This window comes from Bacteroides sp. OF03-11BH (assembly GCF_003604005.1).
GTDB classification, from domain to species: Bacteria; Bacteroidota; Bacteroidia; order Bacteroidales; family Bacteroidaceae; genus Bacteroides; species Bacteroides ovatus.
The window spans coordinates 42,963-65,879 of sequence record NZ_QTMW01000024.1 but is presented as its reverse complement, the minus strand read 5'-3'; the positions used below and the strand labels follow the sequence as shown (position 1 = coordinate 65,879).

17 protein-coding genes are annotated in these 22,917 nt (G+C 42.0%); 5 read left to right on the top strand and 12 right to left on the bottom strand.

The window, feature by feature from the left end; genetic code table 11:
• Positions 1–28 precede the first annotated feature (28 nt).
• The 6 genes from DXA54_RS17395 to DXA54_RS17370 form a co-directional block, all read right to left on the bottom strand.
• Positions 29–1,351, bottom strand: coding sequence for a UDP binding domain-containing protein (locus DXA54_RS17395; protein WP_117937187.1), 1,323 nt, complete (start codon positions 1,349–1,351; stop codon positions 29–31).
• A 32-nt stretch (positions 1,352–1,383) separates the two neighbouring features.
• Positions 1,384–3,810: a GumC family protein gene (locus DXA54_RS17390; protein WP_004303598.1), complete on the bottom strand. Its 2,427-nt coding sequence runs from the start codon at positions 3,808–3,810 to the stop codon at positions 1,384–1,386.
• Positions 3,811–3,820: 10 nt separating this feature from the next.
• Complete coding sequence (locus tag DXA54_RS17385) at positions 3,821–4,654, bottom strand: polysaccharide biosynthesis/export family protein (RefSeq protein WP_004303599.1); 834 nt, start codon at positions 4,652–4,654, stop codon at positions 3,821–3,823.
• A 47-nt stretch (positions 4,655–4,701) separates the two neighbouring features.
• Complete coding sequence (locus tag DXA54_RS17380) at positions 4,702–6,630, bottom strand: polysaccharide biosynthesis protein (protein ID WP_120080185.1); 1,929 nt, start codon at positions 6,628–6,630, stop codon at positions 4,702–4,704.
• A 326-nt stretch (positions 6,631–6,956) separates the two neighbouring features.
• Positions 6,957–7,547: a UpxY family transcription antiterminator gene (locus DXA54_RS17375; protein ID WP_004299971.1), complete on the bottom strand. Its 591-nt coding sequence runs from the start codon at positions 7,545–7,547 to the stop codon at positions 6,957–6,959.
• A gap of 259 nt (positions 7,548–7,806) precedes the next feature.
• A complete protein-coding gene (locus DXA54_RS17370; protein WP_120080183.1) occupies positions 7,807–9,315 on the bottom strand; it encodes a DUF3078 domain-containing protein in 1,509 nt (502 codons plus the stop codon).
• A 189-nt stretch (positions 9,316–9,504) separates the two neighbouring features.
• Between DXA54_RS17370 and DXA54_RS17365 the strand changes: the two genes are divergently transcribed.
• The 4 genes from DXA54_RS17365 to DXA54_RS17350 all read left to right on the top strand — a co-directional run bounded on the left by DXA54_RS17365 (position 9,505) and on the right by DXA54_RS17350 (position 16,609).
• Positions 9,505–11,130: a CTP synthase gene (locus DXA54_RS17365; protein ID WP_004299973.1), complete on the top strand. Its 1,626-nt coding sequence runs from the start codon at positions 9,505–9,507 to the stop codon at positions 11,128–11,130.
• A 58-nt stretch (positions 11,131–11,188) separates the two neighbouring features.
• Positions 11,189–13,042, top strand: coding sequence for a membrane protein insertase YidC (gene yidC / locus DXA54_RS17360; protein WP_120080181.1), 1,854 nt, complete (start codon positions 11,189–11,191; stop codon positions 13,040–13,042).
• An 84-nt stretch (positions 13,043–13,126) separates the two neighbouring features.
• Positions 13,127–14,458: a multidrug efflux MATE transporter BexA gene (gene bexA, locus DXA54_RS17355; RefSeq protein WP_120080179.1), complete on the top strand. Its 1,332-nt coding sequence runs from the start codon at positions 13,127–13,129 to the stop codon at positions 14,456–14,458.
• A gap of 48 nt (positions 14,459–14,506) precedes the next feature.
• Positions 14,507–16,609 (top strand): alpha/beta hydrolase family protein, encoded by a 2,103-nt coding sequence (locus tag DXA54_RS17350; protein ID WP_120080177.1) that lies wholly within the window; start codon positions 14,507–14,509, stop codon positions 16,607–16,609.
• Between the two features lie 133 nt (positions 16,610–16,742).
• Here the strand turns inward: DXA54_RS17350 and DXA54_RS17345 are convergent, their stop codons facing one another.
• From DXA54_RS17345 to DXA54_RS17330, 4 genes are all read right to left on the bottom strand, one after another.
• Positions 16,743–17,249 carry a flavin reductase family protein gene (locus DXA54_RS17345; protein WP_004299977.1) on the bottom strand — a complete coding sequence of 169 codons (507 nt, stop codon included), beginning with the start codon at positions 17,247–17,249 and terminating at the stop codon, positions 16,743–16,745.
• Positions 17,250–17,408: 159 nt separating this feature from the next.
• The gene (locus DXA54_RS17340) at positions 17,409–18,407 is read right to left on the bottom strand and encodes an MBL fold metallo-hydrolase (RefSeq protein WP_004309258.1); all 999 of its coding nucleotides are present in this window, start codon (positions 18,405–18,407) and stop codon (positions 17,409–17,411) included.
• A gap of 155 nt (positions 18,408–18,562) precedes the next feature.
• The gene (locus DXA54_RS17335; RefSeq protein WP_120080175.1) at positions 18,563–19,660 is read right to left on the bottom strand and encodes a PspC domain-containing protein; all 1,098 of its coding nucleotides are present in this window, start codon (positions 19,658–19,660) and stop codon (positions 18,563–18,565) included.
• Positions 19,661–19,681: 21 nt separating this feature from the next.
• Complete coding sequence (locus DXA54_RS17330; RefSeq protein ID WP_004299980.1) at positions 19,682–20,008, bottom strand: PadR family transcriptional regulator; 327 nt, start codon at positions 20,006–20,008, stop codon at positions 19,682–19,684.
• Between the two features lie 164 nt (positions 20,009–20,172).
• Between DXA54_RS17330 and DXA54_RS17325 the strand changes: the two genes are divergently transcribed.
• Positions 20,173–20,670 (top strand): GNAT family N-acetyltransferase, encoded by a 498-nt coding sequence (locus DXA54_RS17325; RefSeq protein ID WP_004299981.1) that lies wholly within the window; start codon positions 20,173–20,175, stop codon positions 20,668–20,670.
• 76 nt (positions 20,671–20,746) lie between these two features.
• On the opposite strand, the gene DXA54_RS17320 is transcribed toward DXA54_RS17325, so the two are convergent.
• Both DXA54_RS17320 and ybaK read right to left on the bottom strand, forming a co-directional pair.
• Positions 20,747–22,306, bottom strand: coding sequence for a peptide MFS transporter (locus DXA54_RS17320; protein WP_004303622.1), 1,560 nt, complete (start codon positions 22,304–22,306; stop codon positions 20,747–20,749).
• 97 nt (positions 22,307–22,403) lie between these two features.
• A complete protein-coding gene (gene ybaK, locus DXA54_RS17315) occupies positions 22,404–22,883 on the bottom strand; it encodes a Cys-tRNA(Pro) deacylase (protein ID WP_004309260.1) in 480 nt (159 codons plus the stop codon).
• Positions 22,884–22,917 lie beyond the last annotated feature (34 nt).

Genomic DNA, 22,917 nt, shown 5'->3' with positions numbered 1-22,917 from the left:
CTATAATAAAGTATATTTCTGATGTAAATTAGTCTCTCTTGAAAATATCTCTTGTATAAACCTTATCTTTCACATCGTCAAGATAGGAATCGTAGCGATTGGCTATGATAGCATGACTGTGTTTTTTGAAATCTTCCAGATTGTTGATTACTTTGCTTCCGAAGAATGTTGTGCCGTCTCCGAGGGTTGGCTCATAGATGATTACAGTAGCCCCCTTCGCCTTAATGCGCTTCATTACGCCCTGAATTGAACTCTGACGAAAATTATCGCTGTTTGACTTCATTGTCAAACGGAAGACACCAATTGTGCATTCTTTCATTCCGGCCTCAAACTCATTCTTACCTGAATAACTGTACCACCCAGCCATCTTTAGCACTTGGTCTGCAATATAGTCCTTGCGGGTCTTGTTCGATTCAACGATTGCAGACATCATGTTCTGGGGAACATCCTGATAGTTGGCAAGAAGTTGTTTGGTGTCTTTCGGCAGGCAGTAACCGCCATAACCGAATGAAGGATTGTTATAATGTGTCCCAATACGAGGGTCAAGTCCTACGCCCTCAATGATGGCTTTACTGTCCAACCCCTTTATTTCAGCGTATGTGTCAAGTTCATTGAAGTAGCTGACACGGAGAGCCAGGTAGGTGTTGGCGAAAAGCTTGACTGCTTCCGCCTCTTTTATGCCCATGAAGAGCGTATCGATGTTTTCTTTGACAGCCCCTTCCTGCAAGAGAGCGGCAAATGTCTTGGCAGCTTCCTGTAACATAGTGACATCCGTGACGGAACGGATCGTGCTGTTTTCTTCCGCAAACTCCGGACGGTCGATGATCTTCGGATAACCTACGATGATACGGCTCGGATAAAGGTTGTCATAAAGAGCCTTGCTTTCACGAAGGAACTCCGGTGAGAACAGCAGGTTGAACTTCTTGACTCCTTTCTGGGCATATTTTACATAAAGGTTACGGGTATAGCCCACCGGAATTGTCGATTTGATGACCATTACAGCATCGGGATTCACTTCAAGCACAAGATCGATAACTTCCTCCACACGACTCGTATCGAAGTAATTCTTCACAGGATCGTAGTTTGTAGGAGCGGCTATTACCACAAAGTCGGCATCAGCATAGGCTGACCTCCCGTCCAAAGTGGCAACAAGATCAAGCGGCTTTTCAGCCAGATACTTCTCGATATAATCATCCTGGATAGGGGAAACCTTGTTGTTCAGTTTCTCCACCTTTTCCGGGATTACATCCACGGCAGTTACATGATGATGTTGTGATAGCAGTGTCGCTATGCTCAGTCCCACATAGCCAGTTCCGGCTACTGCGACCCGAATCTCTTTGAAATCACGCATATTATGTTTGATTTGGTTTTATCAATAACAGTTTATTTACCCTCCCGACTTGTATGTTTCTCTCCATAACCATAGCCATAACCGTAACGCTTGCCATAGCCATAATACTTGCCGTATTTACCATAACCATAATAATAGCCGTACTTCTTTTTCTGAAGATCCAAGCCGTTAATGGCGATACAGAGGTTAGGCAGTTTGTTGTTTTCCATAAGCTCATTGATCAAAGTAAACTCTGCCTTACGGGTATAATCGGCACGGCATACGTATACCGACAAATCAGCAGTACGCCCTATCAGCAAGGTATCAGTTACCATACCCACGGGGGCCGTATCCAGAATCACATAGTCAAAATTAGCCTTCAACGTTTCGATAGCTTTTTCCAAGCCGTCACGGGCCAATAATTCCGTTGGATTGGGAGGAACTGATCCGCCCGGAAGAATAAACAGATTCTTGTTTATATCGGAAGGCTGTACCAAATCCATCAGATTCTTTGTCGGATTGGTCAGAAACTGGGTAATACCATGTTCCTTTCGGGAAATATTAAAAACCTTATTCAAGCCAGGCTTGCGAATGTCAAGACCAACTATCACAACTTTTTTACCTAATAAAGAAAGACTGATGGCCAAATTGGATGATACGAAAGACTTACCTTCACCACTGATGGTAGAAGTCACCAGAATCACATTCTTGCCATTTTCAAGCATAAACTGAAGATTGGTACGTACATTACGGAATGTCTCACTCATCAGGTTATTCTGATTCTCAAATACAGCTATAGAACCGGACTTTTCATCCGCCAACGGGATATCGCCAATAACAGGAAGAGAAGTTAGTTTTTCAACATCAGCACGGCCCTCAATCTTGAATTTGGTCAAGCCAATCAGATAAATGATACCTACCGGAAATCCTACTCCTAATACCAAGGCGGCAAGATAGATCATCATCCTCTTAGGAGAAACCGGATTGTCGTCTGCTAACGCTTCATCAATAATCTTGGCATTGTTTGCTGTAGCTGCCAAAGTGATGGCATTCTCTTCACGTTTTTGAAGTAACATCAAATAAAGACCGGCCTTAATTTCCTGCTGCCGGGCGATACTTACGAACTGACGTTCCTGGGTCGGAGCGTCATTAATACGACGGGAATAGCGGTTCGCTTCACGGGCAAGGTCTTCTTTGGTTATCTGCAATCCTTTCAATGTAGCATCCAGCGTAGCCTGTACATTGCTCCGCATCGCACGGATGCTAGTATCCAAATTTATGATCGTCGGATTATTCTCGGTTGATGTACGGAGCAAGCGCTTTCTTTCAACCAACATCTCATTATATCTGTCTATTGCACCAGCTGATGCTGCATCCTGTAATCCAATATTACTTGGCAAGACCTCATATTCATTACCTTGCATATAGCGTTGCAAATCCATCACCAAATTGATTTGAGTCTGGTTTTCCACACGCTTCTTTTCATATTCAGCATTACCGGTTAAGGCTATTTGCGCCTCACTGCTCAAATCTGTAATTCCGGCGCTACGCTTGAAGTTCTCCAAGTCTTGTTCGGTACTTCCAAGTTCCTTGGAAATAATGCCGATACGTTCGTCGATGAATTCTGCGGTTTTTTGGGCTACCTCATTCTTGTCATTATTGGCATTGATATTGTACATCTCAAGGAGTTTGTTGATGAAGTCCTTGCCACGCCGGGTATTTGAGTTCTTTAACGAAAGAACAGCTACAGAAGTAGTTTTTGATGTAGGGGCTATCGACAAGGACTGGATATATCCTTTGGCCACAGACATCGGCCGGTTTATAAAAGCTTTTATATGACGCTCTTTACTTTCCTCCTTAGCCTGATTGGTCGTCAATGTATCCTTGCTTTCAAAAAAGGCGACCGTCCCCTCATCGGTCGGAAAAACAGCAGGTAATTGATCGAATTGTTTCCGATACTCTTTGTCTTTCACTGTTATCAACGCATCCATCCCACCATTGGGAAATAAAGTCATCTCCACTTCCATTGGTGCAGACAATTTTTCCGCCTCTTGTGGAGTCAAGCTCACCACTACGGGCGAGGTACGGTAAAGTTCCCTATTAGGAAACTCATCTTCATCCTTATAAGTCACAAACAGTCCCAGATTGTTGACCACTTCACGGGCAAGAGACTTTGATTTCAATACCTCGATTTCATTGTCTACATTGTTCGACGAGGAAACGAAACCGTCCAGTCCCATCTTTTCCAGTTCGGAGGACATGCTCGCACCACCGCCTTTCTTGTCATCCTTGATCAAGACTGTAGCGGATATATTATAGACAGGAGTGGCCAGACGCAGGTAACCCCATGCGCAGGCGATACAGATTATTACAGAAACCACAAACCAGGGCCAGTGGATCAGGTAACGGAAAAGGATTTCCTGAATATTCACCAGCTCTTCCGGTTGCTCACCCCGGTTCTCTCTTTTTTCCTCAATCATATCTATATTACTATTTGAAGATTGTTACTAATAAACTTGCCAATGATACCAGAATAGAAGTAGCGGAGAACCACAAGCTGGTACTATTACCTATATCAGAGTTACGAGCTTTTGCTTTATTAGGAGTCACATAGACTATATCATTCTGCTGTAACCAATAATAAGGAGAAAGAATTGTCTCCGCCTTGTTTAAATCCAATGTCACAATTTCCTGTTTGCCATCAGCACCTTCACGAATCAGTTTTACATTGTCACGAACTCCCCAGACCGTCATGTCACCGGCCATGGCAAGAGCTTCCAACAAGTTGACTTTCTCGTTGTTGATAGTAAATGTACCTGGACGGGCAACCTCACCTAATACAGAAATTTTATAGTTTACCATACGGACAGTAACTATCGGAGTCTCCTTTATGTAAGGTTTCAGTTTGTCTATTATCAGTTGTTCAGCTTCTCTTTTCGTCAATCCACCCACTTTCAATTCACCCAGAACAGGAAAATTGATCTTGCCTTCATTATCAACCAAATAAGGTTGTAAGACAGGCTGGGTAGTCAATTGGGTGCTGGCAGTAGCCGCATTAGCAGGAGTTGCCACCGTCAAGTTGAACGGAACTGCAAGTTCCGGACTAGTACATGAGACTACGATAGTAAGTAAGTCTTTAGGCATTATCTTGGCATCATATAAATTTTCCTGTTGATTGGTGTCCTTTACAACTCCCGCATCCTGCAAATAAGGTACTTTCTTATAGGACTGACAGGAAGCAAACAGAAATACCGCTATCAGACAGGAAAACAAACTTCCATACAAGCTTCGTACATTCAAATGCGTGCGCAATGATTTATTCATAATAAATGATAATTTATTTATAGAATCTTTTGTTGATTATTCCCTATTTATTCTTTATCCAGTACTTCAAATCGCGGAGAATTTTTTGATTTGAACTCCGGAACTATTTTCTTCATCAACCGCACGGTATCCATGATCTTTACCGCACGCGACAACCTTTCAAACTCTGCATAAGTATCAAGAATATCAGCATATTCATACCGACGAACTTTGGCGATCATGATTTTCTTATTCTCTGTTGGGATCGTATTTTCTTTATCGCTCAATACCTCTTCATAAAGCTTCTCACCCGGACGTAATCCCGTGAATTCTATTTTGATGTCTTCACCCGGACGATAGCCAGCCAATTCGATCATACGAGTCGCTAGATCAACGATCTTGACTGCTTTTCCCATCTCAAAAACAAAGATCTCATTGCCCTCACCCATTGTGGCGGCCTCCATTACCAAACGGCAAGCTTCGGGAATGGTCATGAAGAAACGAATAATATCAGGGTGAGTAACAGTCACCGGCCCACCATTCTCTATCTGTTCTTTAAAACGAGGAATGACAGAACCGTTACTACCCAATACATTACCAAAGCGAGTGGTGATAAATTTTGTATGACCTTTCACTTTTCCTTCACGGATAGCGCATCCCAGACTTTGAACATAGATTTCTGCCAAACGTTTGGAACAACCCATTACATTAGTAGGATTTACAGCTTTATCCGTAGACACCATAATCATTTTTTCTGCATCATATTCCACAGCCATGTCAGCCACCTGACGAGAACCGGTTACATTGACAAGCACAGCCTCACAAGGATTTTCCTCCATCAAAGGCACATGTTTATAAGCAGCAGCATGAAAAACAATTTGAGGATGATACAATTCGAATACCATACGAACGCGTTCCTTCACACGCACATCACCAATCACCGGAACAAAATCTATATTCGGATATTTTTTCTCAAACTCAAGACGGACATTATGCAAAGGTGTTTCTGCAGAGTCGAACATGATAAGTTTCTGAATTCCCATCTGCACTAATTGACGGCAAAGTTCACTGCCAATACTGCCTGCCGCACCAGTCACCAACACCACTTTTCCCCTGAATTCTTCTGCAACCTGACGAAGGTTGATATTAATTTCGGCACGACCCAACAAATCCTCAATCTTAATAGGACGTACCCACTGATGAAAGTTTCCGTCAGAGTCCGCTTCACTGATAGTAGGAGCTATCAATGTTTTAAGTTCATTGTTTTTACAATATTCCAGAAGTCGTTTTTCTTCCAGGCGGGTATCTTCATAACGGGCAAACAGAATCCCCTTTATTCCGCGCTTCCGCATGATATAATCAACATCCGATTCATTTTCAAAGTAATAAACGGGAAGATCTGCCAATCGGCGTCGGCTGTTATTTTTACCATATACATAAAAACCGGTTACTTTATAATGTGCACTATCCCTAAGACGTAACTTCAAGGCTACACTCTCTTCATTAGTACCATAAATAAGAATACGTGTGTTCTTTTTATTCACCCAATCCAATAAAAAATCATAGACGATTATCAATGATACACGGAAGGTTGTCAAGATCACTAAAGTCAATAAACCATCAAATAGAAGATAGGATATTTTATAATTATATGGCAATTGGGTCTCATATATAACTCCAAAAGAAATAATGACCAAACAGGTAATTTTAAATAAAACGGCACACATGATACGCCAAAGTTCACGTGCCTGTGAGAAACGAATTGTATTACGATAAGTATGGAATAATAAAGAGCCCGCAACACTTGCCACCAAAGAAACGCAAGCAAACTTACAAAGCATCCAGTCGGTCATTGGAACATGCGCCATATAGTGAATTACCGCATAAGCGACCAACGAACATAATACAGAAATTGCCGTGTCAATACCTAAAATAACCCAATAACTGAAATAATTTTTGCGGGCATATTGCACTATGCCCTTCAATGTTTTTTCCATTATAGTATAAATGAATAAAATAATATTTCGAAATTTGATTTATCTGATTGATTATGATCAGTACAAGGACTATGACTACGATTTCCATGTTGGTGTAGCCCAACAGAGAATCCCTTCATCTTTCGATACGGACATACATTTCTACACTATATCTTTTGTAAAGATATAATTCATAATACTTTATGGATTTTTATTTTTGAGAGAGGTCATCGATAAATATATCCACTGTTTGGTTACCGATGTCAGATAGACTGCCTGCTATTTTACAGACTTTCATTACATTTTTGCAGTAAAATCCCCATACCCCTATAAAATAGATTGATTACTCAATCACGTAAATCCCCATTTTCAGATACCGGCTCTACACACCCAGCCGGTATATCTACACATGCACACCCTAACATTGTCAATCGAACAGCAACTTTCGATTTCCCATTCACATGTACTAATTCCCCTTCCAATCCTGCCAATGGTCCCTTGATTACCCGTATTTTCTCTCCCGGAGCCAATGGCGATGTACTCATGCTAATCGTCTCATCCGAGTAGTCGAGCATAAACTTAAATCGCAACATTTGTTGATCAGGAATAACAGCCGGAGTACTCTCCCCACGTAATACCATGTAACGGCTGATAGAAGATAAAGTCAGGACTTCTTTTTGTTCTTGCAGATCAACGTGAACGAAAATCATCATCGGAAGCAGTACCCGGTCGACAATTTTACGGCGGTCGCTCCATTGATGGACTTCTTGTTGAATTGGAAGGAAATTTTCGATCCCCATTTTCGTAAGCCGCTCACCCGTTTTTTTCTCGTGACAAATACGTACGATTGCCACCAACCAACGTTTTGAGCGCGCTACGCTGCTGCCAATCACATCTGTTGGCAGAAGATTTCGATCGTCATTTTTCTTAATGATCATGTATTTTTACCCCTCATTTTTCCATACCCCTTAGGCAATGGATTGAATTCGGTGACAAAGATAGATAAAATTATAAATAGTAAACAAGAAAAAACGCTTTCTTTTTTTACACACAAATAGAAATATACAGTTAAGACTATCTTGGACGTGAAGAATCCGCTATCACATTGGTTCTATTTTACCACCCATATTTTATACAACATCCCTAAACAAATCAGGCGCGGAATTTCCGCGCCTGATTTCTATTTCTTTGATTTACTTACCACTTATAATTGATACCGAAGCTAAGCAATTCTTTCAACTGGAAGAAGCTGTCTCCTTCAGTCGGTTTCGAGCTGTCGTCAAAACGGGTATGTATATAGAGCTTAGTAGAAAGATAACGGTTCAATACGAAGTTGAATGTATTTTCCCATTCTACACGTGCCCAATGATAGTTGGTCAGATAATTGAGACGAGACTCTAAAGTTACTGCAGAAATGATGGTCCAGTTCAATGTAGATTGTAACTGGGAACCAAAGTCATTTTTAGAGCATTTTCCTTTGTCTAAGCCAAACTTAGTTTCGTCTACTTCAGAGCTACCGATATAACGCAAGTTGTAAGTCAACGGTGCCATAAAGACTGAAAGATTAAATTTCTTCTTGCTCAATTTATAGTCCATACCGACACTGACCGCCAAATCTGCCGGAGACATGAAAGCGGAAACTAATTCTTCGCTGTTAGCTTTATATCCGTTGAAGAACTGTGTTTTAAACTCGGAAGAAATGGTATAGTACCAATTCTTGAAAGCTCTCAAACCTAATTTATTATATAAGCGGAATTGGTCGGTATTAAAAAGATATTTATGATATTCATCTGACGGCGTGGAAGTCATACCCACTTTAGCTTCCAGTTGATTCTCAAACAGGACTTTTTCATTATCATTATAGTTGGCAAAAATCTGAAAAGTCGCTAATCCGGAGAAGTTACTTTCACCTCCCTTATACCAGTTATCCGAAAGGTGGTTCTGACTGATCTGCAACGATCCGTTACCTCCGGTCACCCACCAGTTAGGCCTGCTAATCTTCATATTGGCCTTTCCTACATTATCATCCATGTTTTCCGGTTGAAACAGATGAATAACGTTTGCTTTGGGAGATATTTTCGGCTTCACATCGTGACGGAATACATCACGACTCATGATGCGGTCTTCTGTAGTGACAACCAAGTTCGGACGTTCCAAATAAAGATCCATCAATGCACTGTTCACTATTTTCTCGGCACGCTGGGTTTTGGTAAATGCCAGGGTATCATAAGGCAGAAGTTCCGCTGTCAGTTGAGGAGTGGTGTCCCATTGCATAGGCTTCCATTCCAATTTCGAATATTGTGCCATCGGAGCATAATAATATGCCAATGGTGTGAACAGACGAAAATAATCGGGATCAGACGGAATATAACGTGGCGGCACAGACAGGTCGTTCAAATAATCTAATTGCGCGACATACTTATTATATAAATAAGAAACGGTATCCAGTTTCGGAGTCGGCCCCGACATATTCAGTTTGAGCATCAAATATTTCTGAAGCTCCGCCGAAAGCGTATCTGCTTTCACAACTCTGGCTTTTGCCACAACTGTTGAAGATTTAACCGTTTTGGCTGGTTTAATCACTTCAGGAGCAGGCTGCAGAGAGTCAGTCGGAAGTGAAGCGGATTCGACAGGTTCCTGCGCAAAAAGCGATAACGATAAGATTGACAGGATAAACGCTGAACATAAAGTAGTAATTCTCATCATATTTGTCTATGGTTTAGGGTGCAAAGCTACATTATTTTGTTCAGAAATCATAGGATTCTTTTAAAATTGCATTTTTTAATAAAATTGTGGAGACGAAAGACTGTAATCTTCCTCTTTTTTTTATAATTTTGCGGTTTTTAAGTTCGTAAGAATACTACTAAGTAAACAATTATTAAAACAGTTATAGCTGTGGGAGAAACAAAGTATATTTTCGTCACCGGTGGTGTTGCCTCTTCTTTAGGAAAAGGGATCATCTCATCATCCATCGGTAAGTTGCTGCAAGCAAGAGGTTATAATGTAACCATCCAGAAGTTTGACCCGTATATCAACATCGACCCGGGAACATTGAATCCTTATGAGCACGGAGAGTGCTATGTAACCGTAGACGGACACGAAGCCGATCTCGACTTGGGACACTATGAGCGATTCCTGGGTATACAAACGACAAAGGCGAACAACATTACTACGGGACGTATCTACAAGAGCGTCATTGACAAGGAACGTCGTGGAGATTATCTGGGTAAAACGATCCAGGTGATTCCTCACATCACAGACGAGATCAAACGGAATGTAAAACTGCTTGGTAATAAATACAAGTTTGATTTTGTGATTACTGAAATCGGTGGTACGGTAGGTGACATCGAATCACTCCCCTACCTCGAAAGTATCCGTCAGTTGAAATGGGAACTCGGTAAGAACGCTCTTTGCGTACACTTGACCTATGTTCCTTATCTTGCTGCTGCCGGAGAATTGAAAACAAAACCGACGCAACATTCTGTAAAGGAACTCCAAAGTGTGGGTATTCAGCCGGATGTACTGGTACTGCGTGCCGAGCATCCGCTAAGTGACGGACTGCGTAAGAAAGTGGCACAATTCTGTAATGTAGACGATAAAGCCGTCGTGCAGTCTATTGACGCGGAAACAATCTACGAAGTACCTATCCTGATGCAAGCGCAAGGGCTGGACAGCACTATCCTCGAAAAGATGGGACTGCCGGTAGGAGAAACTCCGGGACTCGGCCCATGGCGTAAATTCCTGGAACGTCGTCACGCTGCAGAGACTAAAGAACCGATCAATATTGCACTGGTTGGAAAATACGATTTGCAGGATGCTTACAAATCTATCCGTGAAGCTTTATCGCAAGCGGGTACTTACAATGACCGCAAAGTGGAAGTTCATTTCGTAAACAGCGAGAAACTGACAGATGAGAATGTAGCTGAAGCTTTGAAAGGTATGGCGGGCGTAATGATTGGTCCGGGATTCGGTCAACGGGGTATCGACGGCAAGTTTGTCGCTATCAAATATACACGTACACATGACATTCCGACTTTCGGTATTTGTCTGGGTATGCAATGTATTGCTATTGAGTTTGCACGCAACGTACTAGGATACGCAGATGCCAACTCACGTGAAATGGATGAAAAGACTCCGCACAACGTGATTGATATCATGGAAGAGCAGAAAGCAATCACCAATATGGGTGGTACGATGCGTCTGGGTGCTTACGAATGTGTATTGCAGAAAGGTTCGAAAGCATATCAGGCTTACGGACAGGAACATATTCAGGAACGTCACCGCCATCGCTATGAGTTCAACAATGATTATAAAGACCGATATGAAGCTGCCGGCATGAAATGTGTAGGTATCAACCCGGAATCGGATCTGGTAGAAATCGTTGAAATCCCGACTTTGAAATGGTTTGTCGGTACACAGTTCCATCCGGAATATGGCAGTACGGTACTGAACCCTCATCCGTTGTTCGTTGCATTTGTGAAAGCTGCCATCGAAAACGAAAAAGCAACGGTGAATGGCTAACGATACGTGGTAAACAACCGGTAGTTTGTAATTTATATAATTTGTAATTAAAATAAGAATGGATAAAAACACCATCACAGGTCTCGTTCTGATAGGTATATTATTGGTAGGATTCAGTTTTTTGAGCCGTCCAAGCGAGGAACAGATAGCTGCGCAAAAAAAATACTACGATTCTATTGCCGTGGTACAGCAGCAGGAGGAAGCGTTGAAGGCTAAAACGGAAGCTGCACTGGCTAACAGTCAAAAAGAGGTGGCATCGGCTGCCGATTCTTCTGCTTTGTTTTTCAATGCCTTGCATGGAACCGACTCTAAAATCAGCATCCAGAATAATGTAGCGGAAATCACTTTCACAACCAAAGGCGGACGTGTCTATTCAGCCATGCTGAAAGATTATATGGCACAGGACAAAAAGACGCCGGTCATGCTGTTCGACGGTGACGATGCTTCGATGAACTTCAACTTCTACAACAAGGCAGGAGCCATCCAGACCAAAGATTATTTCTTTGAAGCTGTGAACAAGACGGACAGTAGTGTTACAATGCGTCTGGCTGCGGATAGCGCAAGCTATATCGATTTCATCTATACGCTGAAACCGGATAGCTACCTGATGAACTTTGAAATCAAAGCGACAGGCATGGAAAACAAGTTGGCAAGCACCAAGTATGTGGACATCGACTGGTCACAACGTGCCCGCCAACTGGAAAAAGGATTCACTTATGAGAATCGTCTGTCGGAACTGACTTATAAAGTAACAGGTGACAATGTAGACAACTTGTCTGCTGCCAAAGATGACAGTCAGGATTTGCCGGGACGCATTGATTGGGTAGCTTTCAAGAATCAGTTCTTCTCGTCTGTATTTATCGCTGAACAGGATTTCGACAAGGTTTCCGTTAAGTCAAGAATGGAACAACAGGGAAGCGGATATATCAAAGATTATTCTGCCGAAATGAATACTTTCTTTGATCCGTCAGGCAAGGAACCGACAGAGATGTACTTCTACTTCGGTCCGAACCACTTCAAGACGCTGAAAGCGCTGGATAAAGGACGTGACGAGAAATGGGAGCTTCACCGACTGGTTTACCTGGGTTGGCCGCTGATTCGCTGGATTAACCAGTTTATCACGATCAACGTATTCGACTGGTTGTCCGGCTGGGGATTGAGCATGGGTATCGTTCTGTTGATTCTGACTATTATGGTGAAAGTGCTGGTTTATCCGGCTACCTGGAAAACGTACATGTCTTCTGCCAAGATGCGTGTATTGAAACCGAAAATTGATGAAATCAACAAGAAATATCCCAAGCAGGAAGATGCAATGAAGAAACAGCAGGAGGTGATGAGCCTTTACAGCCAATACGGGGTAAGTCCGATGGGTGGCTGTCTGCCGATGTTATTGCAGTTCCCTATCCTGATGGCTTTGTTTATGTTCGTGCCGAGTGCTATCGAACTGCGTCAACAGAGTTTCTTGTGGGCGGACGACCTTTCTACTTATGACGCTATCATCACATTCCCGTTCCATATCCCGTTCCTTGGCAATCACCTTAGCTTGTTCTGCTTGCTGATGACGTTGACAAACATCTTGAACACAAAGTACACAATGTCTATGCAGGATACCGGAGCGCAGCCACAAATGGCGGCTATGAAATGGATGATGTATCTGATGCCGATTATGTTCTTGTTCGTCTTGAACGATTATCCGTCAGGTTTGAACTATTACTACTTCGTGTCAACGCTGATTAGTGTGGGTACTATGATTCTGCTTCGTAGAACGACTGACGAAACTAAATTGTTGGCTATTCTTGAAGCGAAAAAGAAAGACCCGAAACAAATGAAAAAGACCGGATTTGCTGCTCGCCTGGAGGCGATGCAAAAGCAACAAGAGCAATTGCAGCAGCAAAGACAGAATAAAAAATAAGGAGTAATTCCTGAATCATATTCTAAGAAAGCCGGACATCCTATTTTGGTTGCCCGGCTTTCTTTCTCTAAAAAATAAAATAAGATGAAAACTAAATATTCTTATAAACAAATCTGGACAATCTCCTACCCTATCCTAATCAGTCTGATTATGGAACAGATGATTGGTATGACGGACACTGCTTTTCTGGGACGTGTCGGAGAAATCGAATTAGGTGCTTCCGCCATTGCAGGTGTATATTACCTTGCCATTTTCATGATGGCATTCGGTTTCAGCATCGGTGCCCAGATATTAATTGCGCGTCGCAATGGAGAAGGAAACTACAAGGAAATCGGACCCATTTTTTATCAGGGCATATATTTCCTGCTTGCCATGGCAGTGATTTTATTCACGTTCTCCATCGTATTCTCACCATATATCCTCAAGAATATCATTTCGTCTCCTCACATTTACGATGCAGCCGAGAGTTATATTCACTGGCGTGTGTACGGGTTCTTCTTCTCTTTTATCATGGTCATGTTCCGCGCCTTCTTTGTAGGTACGACACAAACCAAGACGCTGACTTTGAACTCTATTGTGATGGTACTTTCGAATGTGGTATTCAATTATATCCTGATTTTCGGTAAATTCGGTTTCCCGCAATTGGGAATTGCCGGTGCTGCTATCGGCTCTTCGCTGGCTGAAATGGCATCGGTGATTTTCTTTATCATCTATACCTGGAAGCGGATTGACTGCAGGAAGTATGCATTGAATATACTGCCTAAGTTCCAAGGGAAAACACTGAAACGAATACTGAATGTTTCTGTGTGGACAATGATTCAGAACTTTGTTTCTTTGTCTACCTGGTTTATGTTCTTTCTATTTGTGGAACATTTGGGAGAGCGCTCTTTGGCAATCGCGAACATTATCCGAAACGTGTCGGGAATCCCGTTTATGATTGCAATGGCATTTGCATCCACCTGTGGTTCATTGGTCAGCAATCTGATCGGTGCAGGTGAACAGGATTGTGTACGGGGTACTATCAGGCAGCACATTCGCATTGGATATATATTTGTATTGCCAATTCTGATATTCTTCTGTCTATTTCCGGATCTGATCCTACGTATTTATACAGATATGCCGGATTTGAGAGCAGCATCCGTGCCTTCACTATGGGTATTGTGTTCTGCCTATCTGGTGCTGGTGCCTGCCAATGTTTATTTCCAATCAGTATCAGGTACAGGGAATACGCGGACTGCACTGGCTATGGAACTTTGTGTATTGGCTATCTACGTCACATACTCTGCATATTTCATCATGTACCTGCGGATGGACGTCGCATTTGCCTGGACAACGGAATGCGTATATGGTATTTTCACGCTGATGTTCTGCTACTGGTATATGAAGAAAGGAAACTGGCAGAAAAAGAAGATTTAAATCCTTTTTTCACTATCTTCGCAAGAAAATAAACATTTTATAAAATATATGAGACAAGCTAATTTAATTATGATGTCGGCGGCAATGTTGTTAGCTGCCTGCGGAGGAACCAAAGACGCAGGCAAGACAGATCAGGTGCTTATCGAGGAATCGGATATTAAGATCGAAGGGAAGCGCATGACTCCCGAAGCACTTTGGGCTATGGGACGTATCGGCGGATTCGCCGTATCGCCCGACGGAAAGAAAATTGCGTATACGGTAGCGTATTACAGCGTACCGGAAAACAAGAGTAACCGCGAAGTTTTCGTAATGAACGCAGATGGAAGCGAAAATCAACAAATCACTCATACCACGTATCAGGAAAATGAGGTGACTTGGATTAAGGGAGGCACCAAACTGGCATTCTTAAGTAATGACAACGGAAGCAGCCAGCTTTATGAAATGAATCCGGATGGTAGCGGGCGCAAGCAGCTGACCAACTACGACGGAGATATTGAAGGATATTCCATCTCACCGGATGGCAAAAAACTGCTGTTTATTTCACAAGTAAAGACGAAAGAAAGCACTGCTGATAAGTATCCGGACCTGCCGAAAGCTACCGGTATCATCGTTACCGACCTGATGTACAAACATTGGGATGAATGGGTGACAACCGCTCCGCATCCTTTTGTTGCCGACTTTGATGGTAACGGCATTTCCAATATTGTGGATATTCTGAACGACGAACCGTATGAAAGTCCGATGAAGCCTTGGGGTGGCATTGAGCAACTTGCCTGGAATATGACTTCGGACAAAGTGGCTTACACTTGCCGTAAAAAGACAGGACTGGAATATGCGATTTCTACCAACTCTGATATTTATATCTATGACTTGAATACTAAGAAAACAGAAAATATTACTGAAGAGAACAAAGGATATGATACCAACCCGCAATACTCACCGGACGGCAAGTATATTGCCTGGCAGAGCATGGAACGTGACGGATACGAAGCTGATCTGAACCGTCTGTTCATCATGAACCTGGAAACTGGCGAGAAGCGTTTTGTGAGTAAGGCATTCGAATCGAATGTGGATGCTTTTGTCTGGGGAGCAGATGCTAAAGTGATCTATTTCACAGGTGTATGGCATGGAGAATCACAAATTTATGCGCTTGACCTGGCAAATGATTCGGTAAAGGCTATTACTTCAGGAATGTATGATTACGAAGGGGTAGCTCTTTTCGGAGATAAGCTGATTGCGAAACGTCATTCAATGAGTATGGGTGATGAGATTTACTCTGTGGCACTGGATGGTTCTACCACTCAACTGACACAGGAGAACAAACAAATCTATGACCAGTTGGAAATGGGTAAAGTGGAAGGTCGCTGGATGAAAACAACAGATGGTAAACAGATGTTGACATGGGTGATTTATCCTCCACAGTTTGATCCGAACAAGAAATATCCGACTTTACTGTTCTGCGAAGGAGGTCCGCAGAGTCCGGTAAGCCAGTTCTGGTCTTATCGCTGGAACTTCCAGATTATGGCAGCTAATGATTATATCATCGTTGCTCCGAACCGTCGCGGTTTGCCGGGATTCGGTGTGGAATGGAACGAACAGATTAGCGGCGATTACGGTGGCCAGTGTATGAAGGATTACTTCACTGCTATCGATGAAATGGCAAAAGAGCCGTATGTGGACAAAGATCGTCTGGGATGCGTAGGTGCCAGCTTCGGAGGATTCTCCGTATATTGGTTGGCCGGACATCACGACAAACGGTTCAAAGCGTTCATTGCTCATGATGGTATCTTCAACATGGAAATGCAATATCTGGAAACTGAAGAAAAATGGTTTGCCAACTGGGATATGGGAGGCGCATACTGGGAAAAACAGAATCCGGTGGCACAGCGTACGTTTGCCAACTCTCCTCACCTATTCGTAGAGAAATGGGATACTCCTATTCTCTGTATCCATGGAGAAAAAGACTACCGTATCCTGGCTAATCAGGCTATGGCTGCTTTTGATGCTGCCGTGATGCGTGGTGTTCCTGCAGAGCTGCTGATTTATCCGGATGAAAACCACTGGGTATTGAAGCCACAGAATGGAGTGTTATGGCAGCGCACATTCTTTGAATGGTTGGACAAATGGGTGAAGAAAGCTCCGTCTAAATAAAATTTTACGTTAATTACATAGTAGAATAAACATAGTAAACTAAAAGAAGCCCCTGTTCTCAATCTTTTGAGTTCAGGGGCTTCTCCATTGCATTCATCAAAATCGGCTAAAATTATAAAAAAGTTCGCTAAATTTACTCCGAATAAATATTTTCAATTTCTACAATATACATCTTATGGAAACCTCCATGAGCACCACCGTACCACTTTTCTATTGATTCTTTATCCAGAAAACATTCCGGTTTGATAGTGTCAGCATAAAGTTTCTTACATTCCAGACTCAAACGTGCCTGCTCGAACAGGACATTTCCTTTTTCTGTAAATACAGGTTTCAATCCGGTTTCTTTTACTTTATCTATATTACGTCCCGACTTGGAACCACAAACAGCGTGAATTTTCTTATTTTCTTCTCCTAAGAAAGAAAGTGTCAGGTAATCGTTCTTCTCTACAAACTCGTATGTATACCGTTCGGGACGGATAAAAACGAAAGCAACCGGTTTATTCCACAACCAGCCGATGCCACCCCAACTTGCTGTCATCGTGTTAAACTTCTCTTTTGTTCCGGCTGTAACCAGCATCCACTCTTTTCCGATCGCTTCGAAAAAGTTTTCTTTCAAATCTTTTACTTCTAATTTCTTCATCTCTTTATTCGTAAATATGTATTCATAATTAGTTTATATAATAATTTAGGCACGGATTACACAGATTAACACGGTTACTTTGCAACAATAACAACACTAAAAACCGTGAAATCCGTACCTAGAAAAATAACGATTAATTCATGGCAGGTACTTATCTAATTATTTCTGTTTATTCAATTTCACAATCTCTCCCAAATAGGGAATCTTCACCGGAATCTTCCGTTTCTTAGCCTCTGTTGCGAAGACTTTCGGGGGATCATGCAAAGGCTCGTCAGACAAATCGAATGTGCCATAATGCATGGGAATGGTAAGACCAGCATGCATTTCCTCGGCGGCAGTCAATGATTCGTAAGGCGATATATGATTGGGACGCATAAACCAGCGAGGTTTGTATGCCCCGATGCCTAACAAAGCATAATCCGGTGCTCCGAACAGATCGGGAATCTCACGGAAGTGACTGGAATAACCTGTATCACCGCTATAATAAAGAGAAATTCCATTTCCTTGCAGCATGAAAGCTCCCCACAGTCGCTGGCCACCATCACGTACGGAACGTTTGCTCCAGTGTTGTGCCGGTAGAAAAGTAATCTTCAATCCCTCATCTTCCATTTGTTGATACCATCCGGCTTCAATCACTTTCATTTCGGGAAACCATCCCTGAATCAGCTCACCGGTTCCCAAGCCGCAAAAGAGTTTCATTTGCGGGTTATTCTTCAGTAAACGGGCTATACTCTGTTTATCCAAATGATCGAAATGGTCATGGCTGACAAGTAGATAATCAATCCCTGTAAATATGTCAGGATTAGCGGGAAACTCGCTCTGTCTCTTCACAAAAGGAATACTGCCGAACACAGGATCGAACATGATTCGTTTACCTGCTAACTGGAGAAAGAAAGAATTATGTCCGAGCCATATCAGGGAATCTCCCACCACTGCATCCAATGAACGGAGATAACAAACCTTTGGATCCCATTTCACCGTTTTCTTCTCTTTGCGTTGGGGATTGGGCGAAAGACGCCATTTCAGTACACTCCCCATCCCCGGACGGAAGCGATGCTGCCGATTAAAAAAACGCCCGCGCACCATCGGATTTCCTCTCCAATAAGGGTTGACTGTCGCTAAACGTTCGTTTCTCCTAAAACATATATGTTCACCCATTTTTATTTCCTGAATACGTATTTACAAACTTACTAATAAATTCTCGATTTACGATGAATTAGAGTAAACAAAAAATGTACCCCGGACACACTATCGGGGTACATTTACTTATAAAAGAATAAATATTATCCTTTTTTATATAGAATGAGACTTCGTTAAGAGCAGTGCAAGCCATACAAAGGCAGTTGCCAGCCAAGAGCTGAAAGATTAATAATCATTATGACTGCACCCAATATCCATAGAATCAATAGCGACCATTTCAAGCCTGCTCCCATCGGCGACCAATGGAATAACTGCCGCAAGATAGTATACAAGAAAGCTCCTAATGGAATACCGATGAGGGCAACTCCGGCAATCGTACCTAGCAGTGTCATCATTGGAGATACGGAAGCAACCGGCATCCAGTCGATGGCAGGCAGCATCTCGTAAAGCAGTGCTCCTCCGCTAACTGCCACGGCAATTGCTGCAAACACCAGTGCTACCAGTACAACGGCCAGTACGAACAAGACAGGGCAGCAGAGAATGACAAGAGCTACCAGAAATATTTTAAAGAGAACAGCAGCAATGGAAACAAATACATCGCCTATCTTTTGAAGAAAGGTACGAGGTTTGCCGGAGTTCATATAGTTGTTAACTCCGTCCGCTACACGTTCGAAACCGTCTGTCACTGTTTTGCCAATATTCTCAATGGTCACTGCTTCTCCACGCATACTCAATTTTTCCGCGGCAGTACGGGCTTCCGGAATAACGATCCATCCGATAATATAAAGTATAATCATCGGGCAATAAGGTACAAATACAAGGATAATCATCAATATACGCACTAATGTGATGTCCCAACCGAAGTAAGCTGCCAATCCTGCCGCTACGCCTCCCAACAATTTATTATCCGGATCACGAAACCAGCGGCGTTGAGCAGCGGTTTGCGTACTGCCTTGATTAGCGGACGATGTTTGTTCCGTTCTTTTCTGTGAGTCCATATCCTCATCAGCAATTCCAAAGTCTTCCGGTTTGCCGACACGGGCGATAATTTCTTCTACATCCGAAACTGTGATGACCTGTTTTCCTTCAGTTACTTTCTCTGCAAACAGTTCGGCAATACGCATCTCAATATCGTTTACGATCTCTTCCGCACCCTCCTGTTTACGAAAGTAATGCTTCAAATTAGACAGATAATTATCTAACAGTTGGTAGGCATCGTCATCTATATGATAGACAATTCCTCCTAAATTTATGGTCAATGTCTTTTTCATTTTTATTTCTTCTTTTTCGGATTATCTATTGGCTATATGATTCACTGTATCGTTAAGTTCTTTCCAGGAAATTTCCAGCTCTCCCAAAAAGACTTCTCCTTGTTCAGTGAGTTTATAGTATTTGCGGGGAGGTCCCTGGGTAGATTCTACCCACTCATAACTTAACAGGTCATCATTTTTCAGACGGGTAAGCAATGGATACAAGGTGCCTTCCACTACAATCAGTTGGGCTTCTTTCAATTTCTGAATAATATCAGAAGCATAAGCGGGCTCCTTGTGCAACAAAAGCATGATACAATATTCAAGCATGCCTTTCCTCATCTGTGATTTTACATTGTCTACTTTCATTATTCACTTCTTTTAGATGCACAAATATATGCATTACTTTAGTACCTTGCATTACAAAGTACTATAAATTAATAATAATTAAAACATTAGAGACTCTCCACCTTATTATAAAAAGAAATAATGGCTATATTTGTGCCCGTTAAACCAAGAAATAGAAAATACATATGTTTACAATTCGAAAAGCAACGGTAGCCGATTGCGAGCTTATTCATAAGATGGCAAAGGAGGTATTCCCCGCCACCTACAAGGAAATTTTATCTCCCGAACAACTGGATTATATGATGGACTGGATGTATGCACCTTCCAATGTGCGCAAACAAATGGAGGAAGAGGGACATGTGTACTCCATTGCTTATAAAGAGAATGAACCATGCGGATACGTTTCCATTCAACAACAGGAAAAGGATGTATTCCATCTTCAGAAGATATATGTCCTCCCCCGTTTTCAGGGCACGCATTGCGGCAGTTTTTTATTCAAGGAAGCAATCAAGTGTATCAAAGAAATACACCCGGAACCTTGTTTGATGGAGCTCAACGTAAATCGTAATAATAAGGCTTTGCAGTTTTACGAGCACATGGGAATGAGAAAGTTGCGGGAAGGTGATTTCCCGATTGGTAACGGGTATTATATGAATGATTATATTATGGGACTGGATATTTGATATACAAACAAAATGCCCCGGAACATTTATGATACTTGTTCCGGGGCATTTTGTTTATTTAGTTAATGGCAAGATTTTATTTCGCTACACGTTCCAACCATTTTACCATTGAAAGCATTACAATCATGGAAGCACCAGTTGCTCCTACAAATACCAACCAACAAGCCCAAATAGGCACAGTTGTATAAAGAATACCACCGATAAACAACAGTGAGTTACCCACAGCTGTTGCAGCCAACCAGCAACCTTGCATCAGCCCCTGCAAATGAGGAGGAGCTACTTTAGATACAAATGATAATCCCAGAGGAGAGATGAACAGTTCGGCAACCGTAAGAATGAAATACAGGCCGATCATAATCCACGGAGTCACACGAATAGCATTGATTTCAGCAGCACTCATAGTACCCAACACCTCTTTCGAAGGCAATGTAAATGAGAATACCATTAAGAATACATACGCTAACGCGGCAATACCCATACCAATGGCAATCTTCATCGGAGTAGAAGGTTCTTTACCATTCTTTTTCATTGAACCGAACATCCACATGATAAAGGGAGTCAGGAATACAACGAAGAACGGATTAACGCTCTGGAATATTTCAGCTCCCTTGATCTGCGTAAAACCTAAGTCAATATTAATCACACTCAAGTCCACATAGTCACGGGCGAAATAGGTCAAAGAATAACCATTCTGATGGAAAGATAACCAGAAGAAAATAACAACACCGAATACTGCAAACAAAGCATAGATGCGCTGTTTTATTTCAGTAGCGCTCATTTGGATTTCTTCCTTGTTCACAGTCGCAGTCCCTTTACCAGTTTCCATTTTAGTCGCAGGATCCGGGAAACGTTTCTTATTTGCCATATAAATAATCAGCGAAACAAGCATAGCACCAATAGCAGCCATAAAAGCATACTGGAAACCACGGTTAAACACGTCAAGATAGCTATTCACAAACATACCCATATCGGTTACAGGAGTTCCATCGAGAACAGCAGTCTTAGCCAAAGTTGTCAGATTCTCCATTGCCTGTGGAGCCATATCATTTCCTTTTTCTAAATATTGATGGCACAATTCAGGTAAAGTAGCATCATAATCGAAGTTGTTCACCTTCAACCACCAGTTGCGTACACCAATAGCAATAAACGGTGCAAAAACAGCTCCAATATTGATAAACATATAAAATATCTGGAAACCGGCATCACGAAGATTGGAATATTTGGGATCATCGTACATCTGACCGACCAAAGCCTGAAGATTTCCTTTAAACAAACCATTACCAAAAGCAATCACCAAAAGCCCGAAACAGGTTAATCCCAAGTAAAGAGCCATACTAGGAACAGGAGTCGGAGTTGGAATGGCAATAATCAAATAACCGACAGCCATTAATATCAGCCCTACTAAAATAGTGCCTTTGAAATTTTTCGTCTTATCAGCAATAACACCTCCCGCCAAAGCTAAAATATAAATGGAAGCATAAAACGCGGAATAAATGTATCCGGTAGTTGTCTCGGACAATCCAAATTTCGCTGAAATAAACAATGTCAAAATCGCCATCATAATATAGAAGCCAAAACGCTCTCCCATATTAGCTAAAGCTGCAGCAATCAGACCTTTAGGGTGTTTACTGAACATAGATATAAGTTTTTAGAATTAATAATTGATTGATTTAAATAAATATTTCTTGCAAATATATACTTTTTCTCGAGTTTTTGCACAATGATTTGTTAAACTACTCCTCAAATAAACGACAAATTTCCGCCCTGGATTCACGAATCAAATCTTCCGGAGCTATTTTTATCTGAAGTCCCCGTACACCGGCACTTACATAAATATACGGAAATTGTTGGCTGGTTTCATGAATATAAGTAGGAAAATGCTTTTTCATACCGATCGGCGAACAACCTCCCCGGATATATCCGGTAAGTGGCAGAAGTTCTTTTACGGGAATCAACTCGCACTTCTTGTTACCCGAAGCTTTAGCTGCCAGTTTCAAATCAACTTCATGTTCTCCCGGAATGACACAGACAAAATATCCGCTTTTATCGCCGTGCAGAACAAGCGTTTTAAAGACCTGCTCGATGTTCTCTCCTAAACTTGCTGCCACATGAACAGCACTCAAGTCGTTTTCATCTACTTCGTAGGGAATTAATTCATAGGCTATCTTAGCCTTATCTAACAGCCGTGCGGCATTTGTTTTATTGATTTTCATTTTCGTTGTATTTATAAGTTCTATATCTGATAAA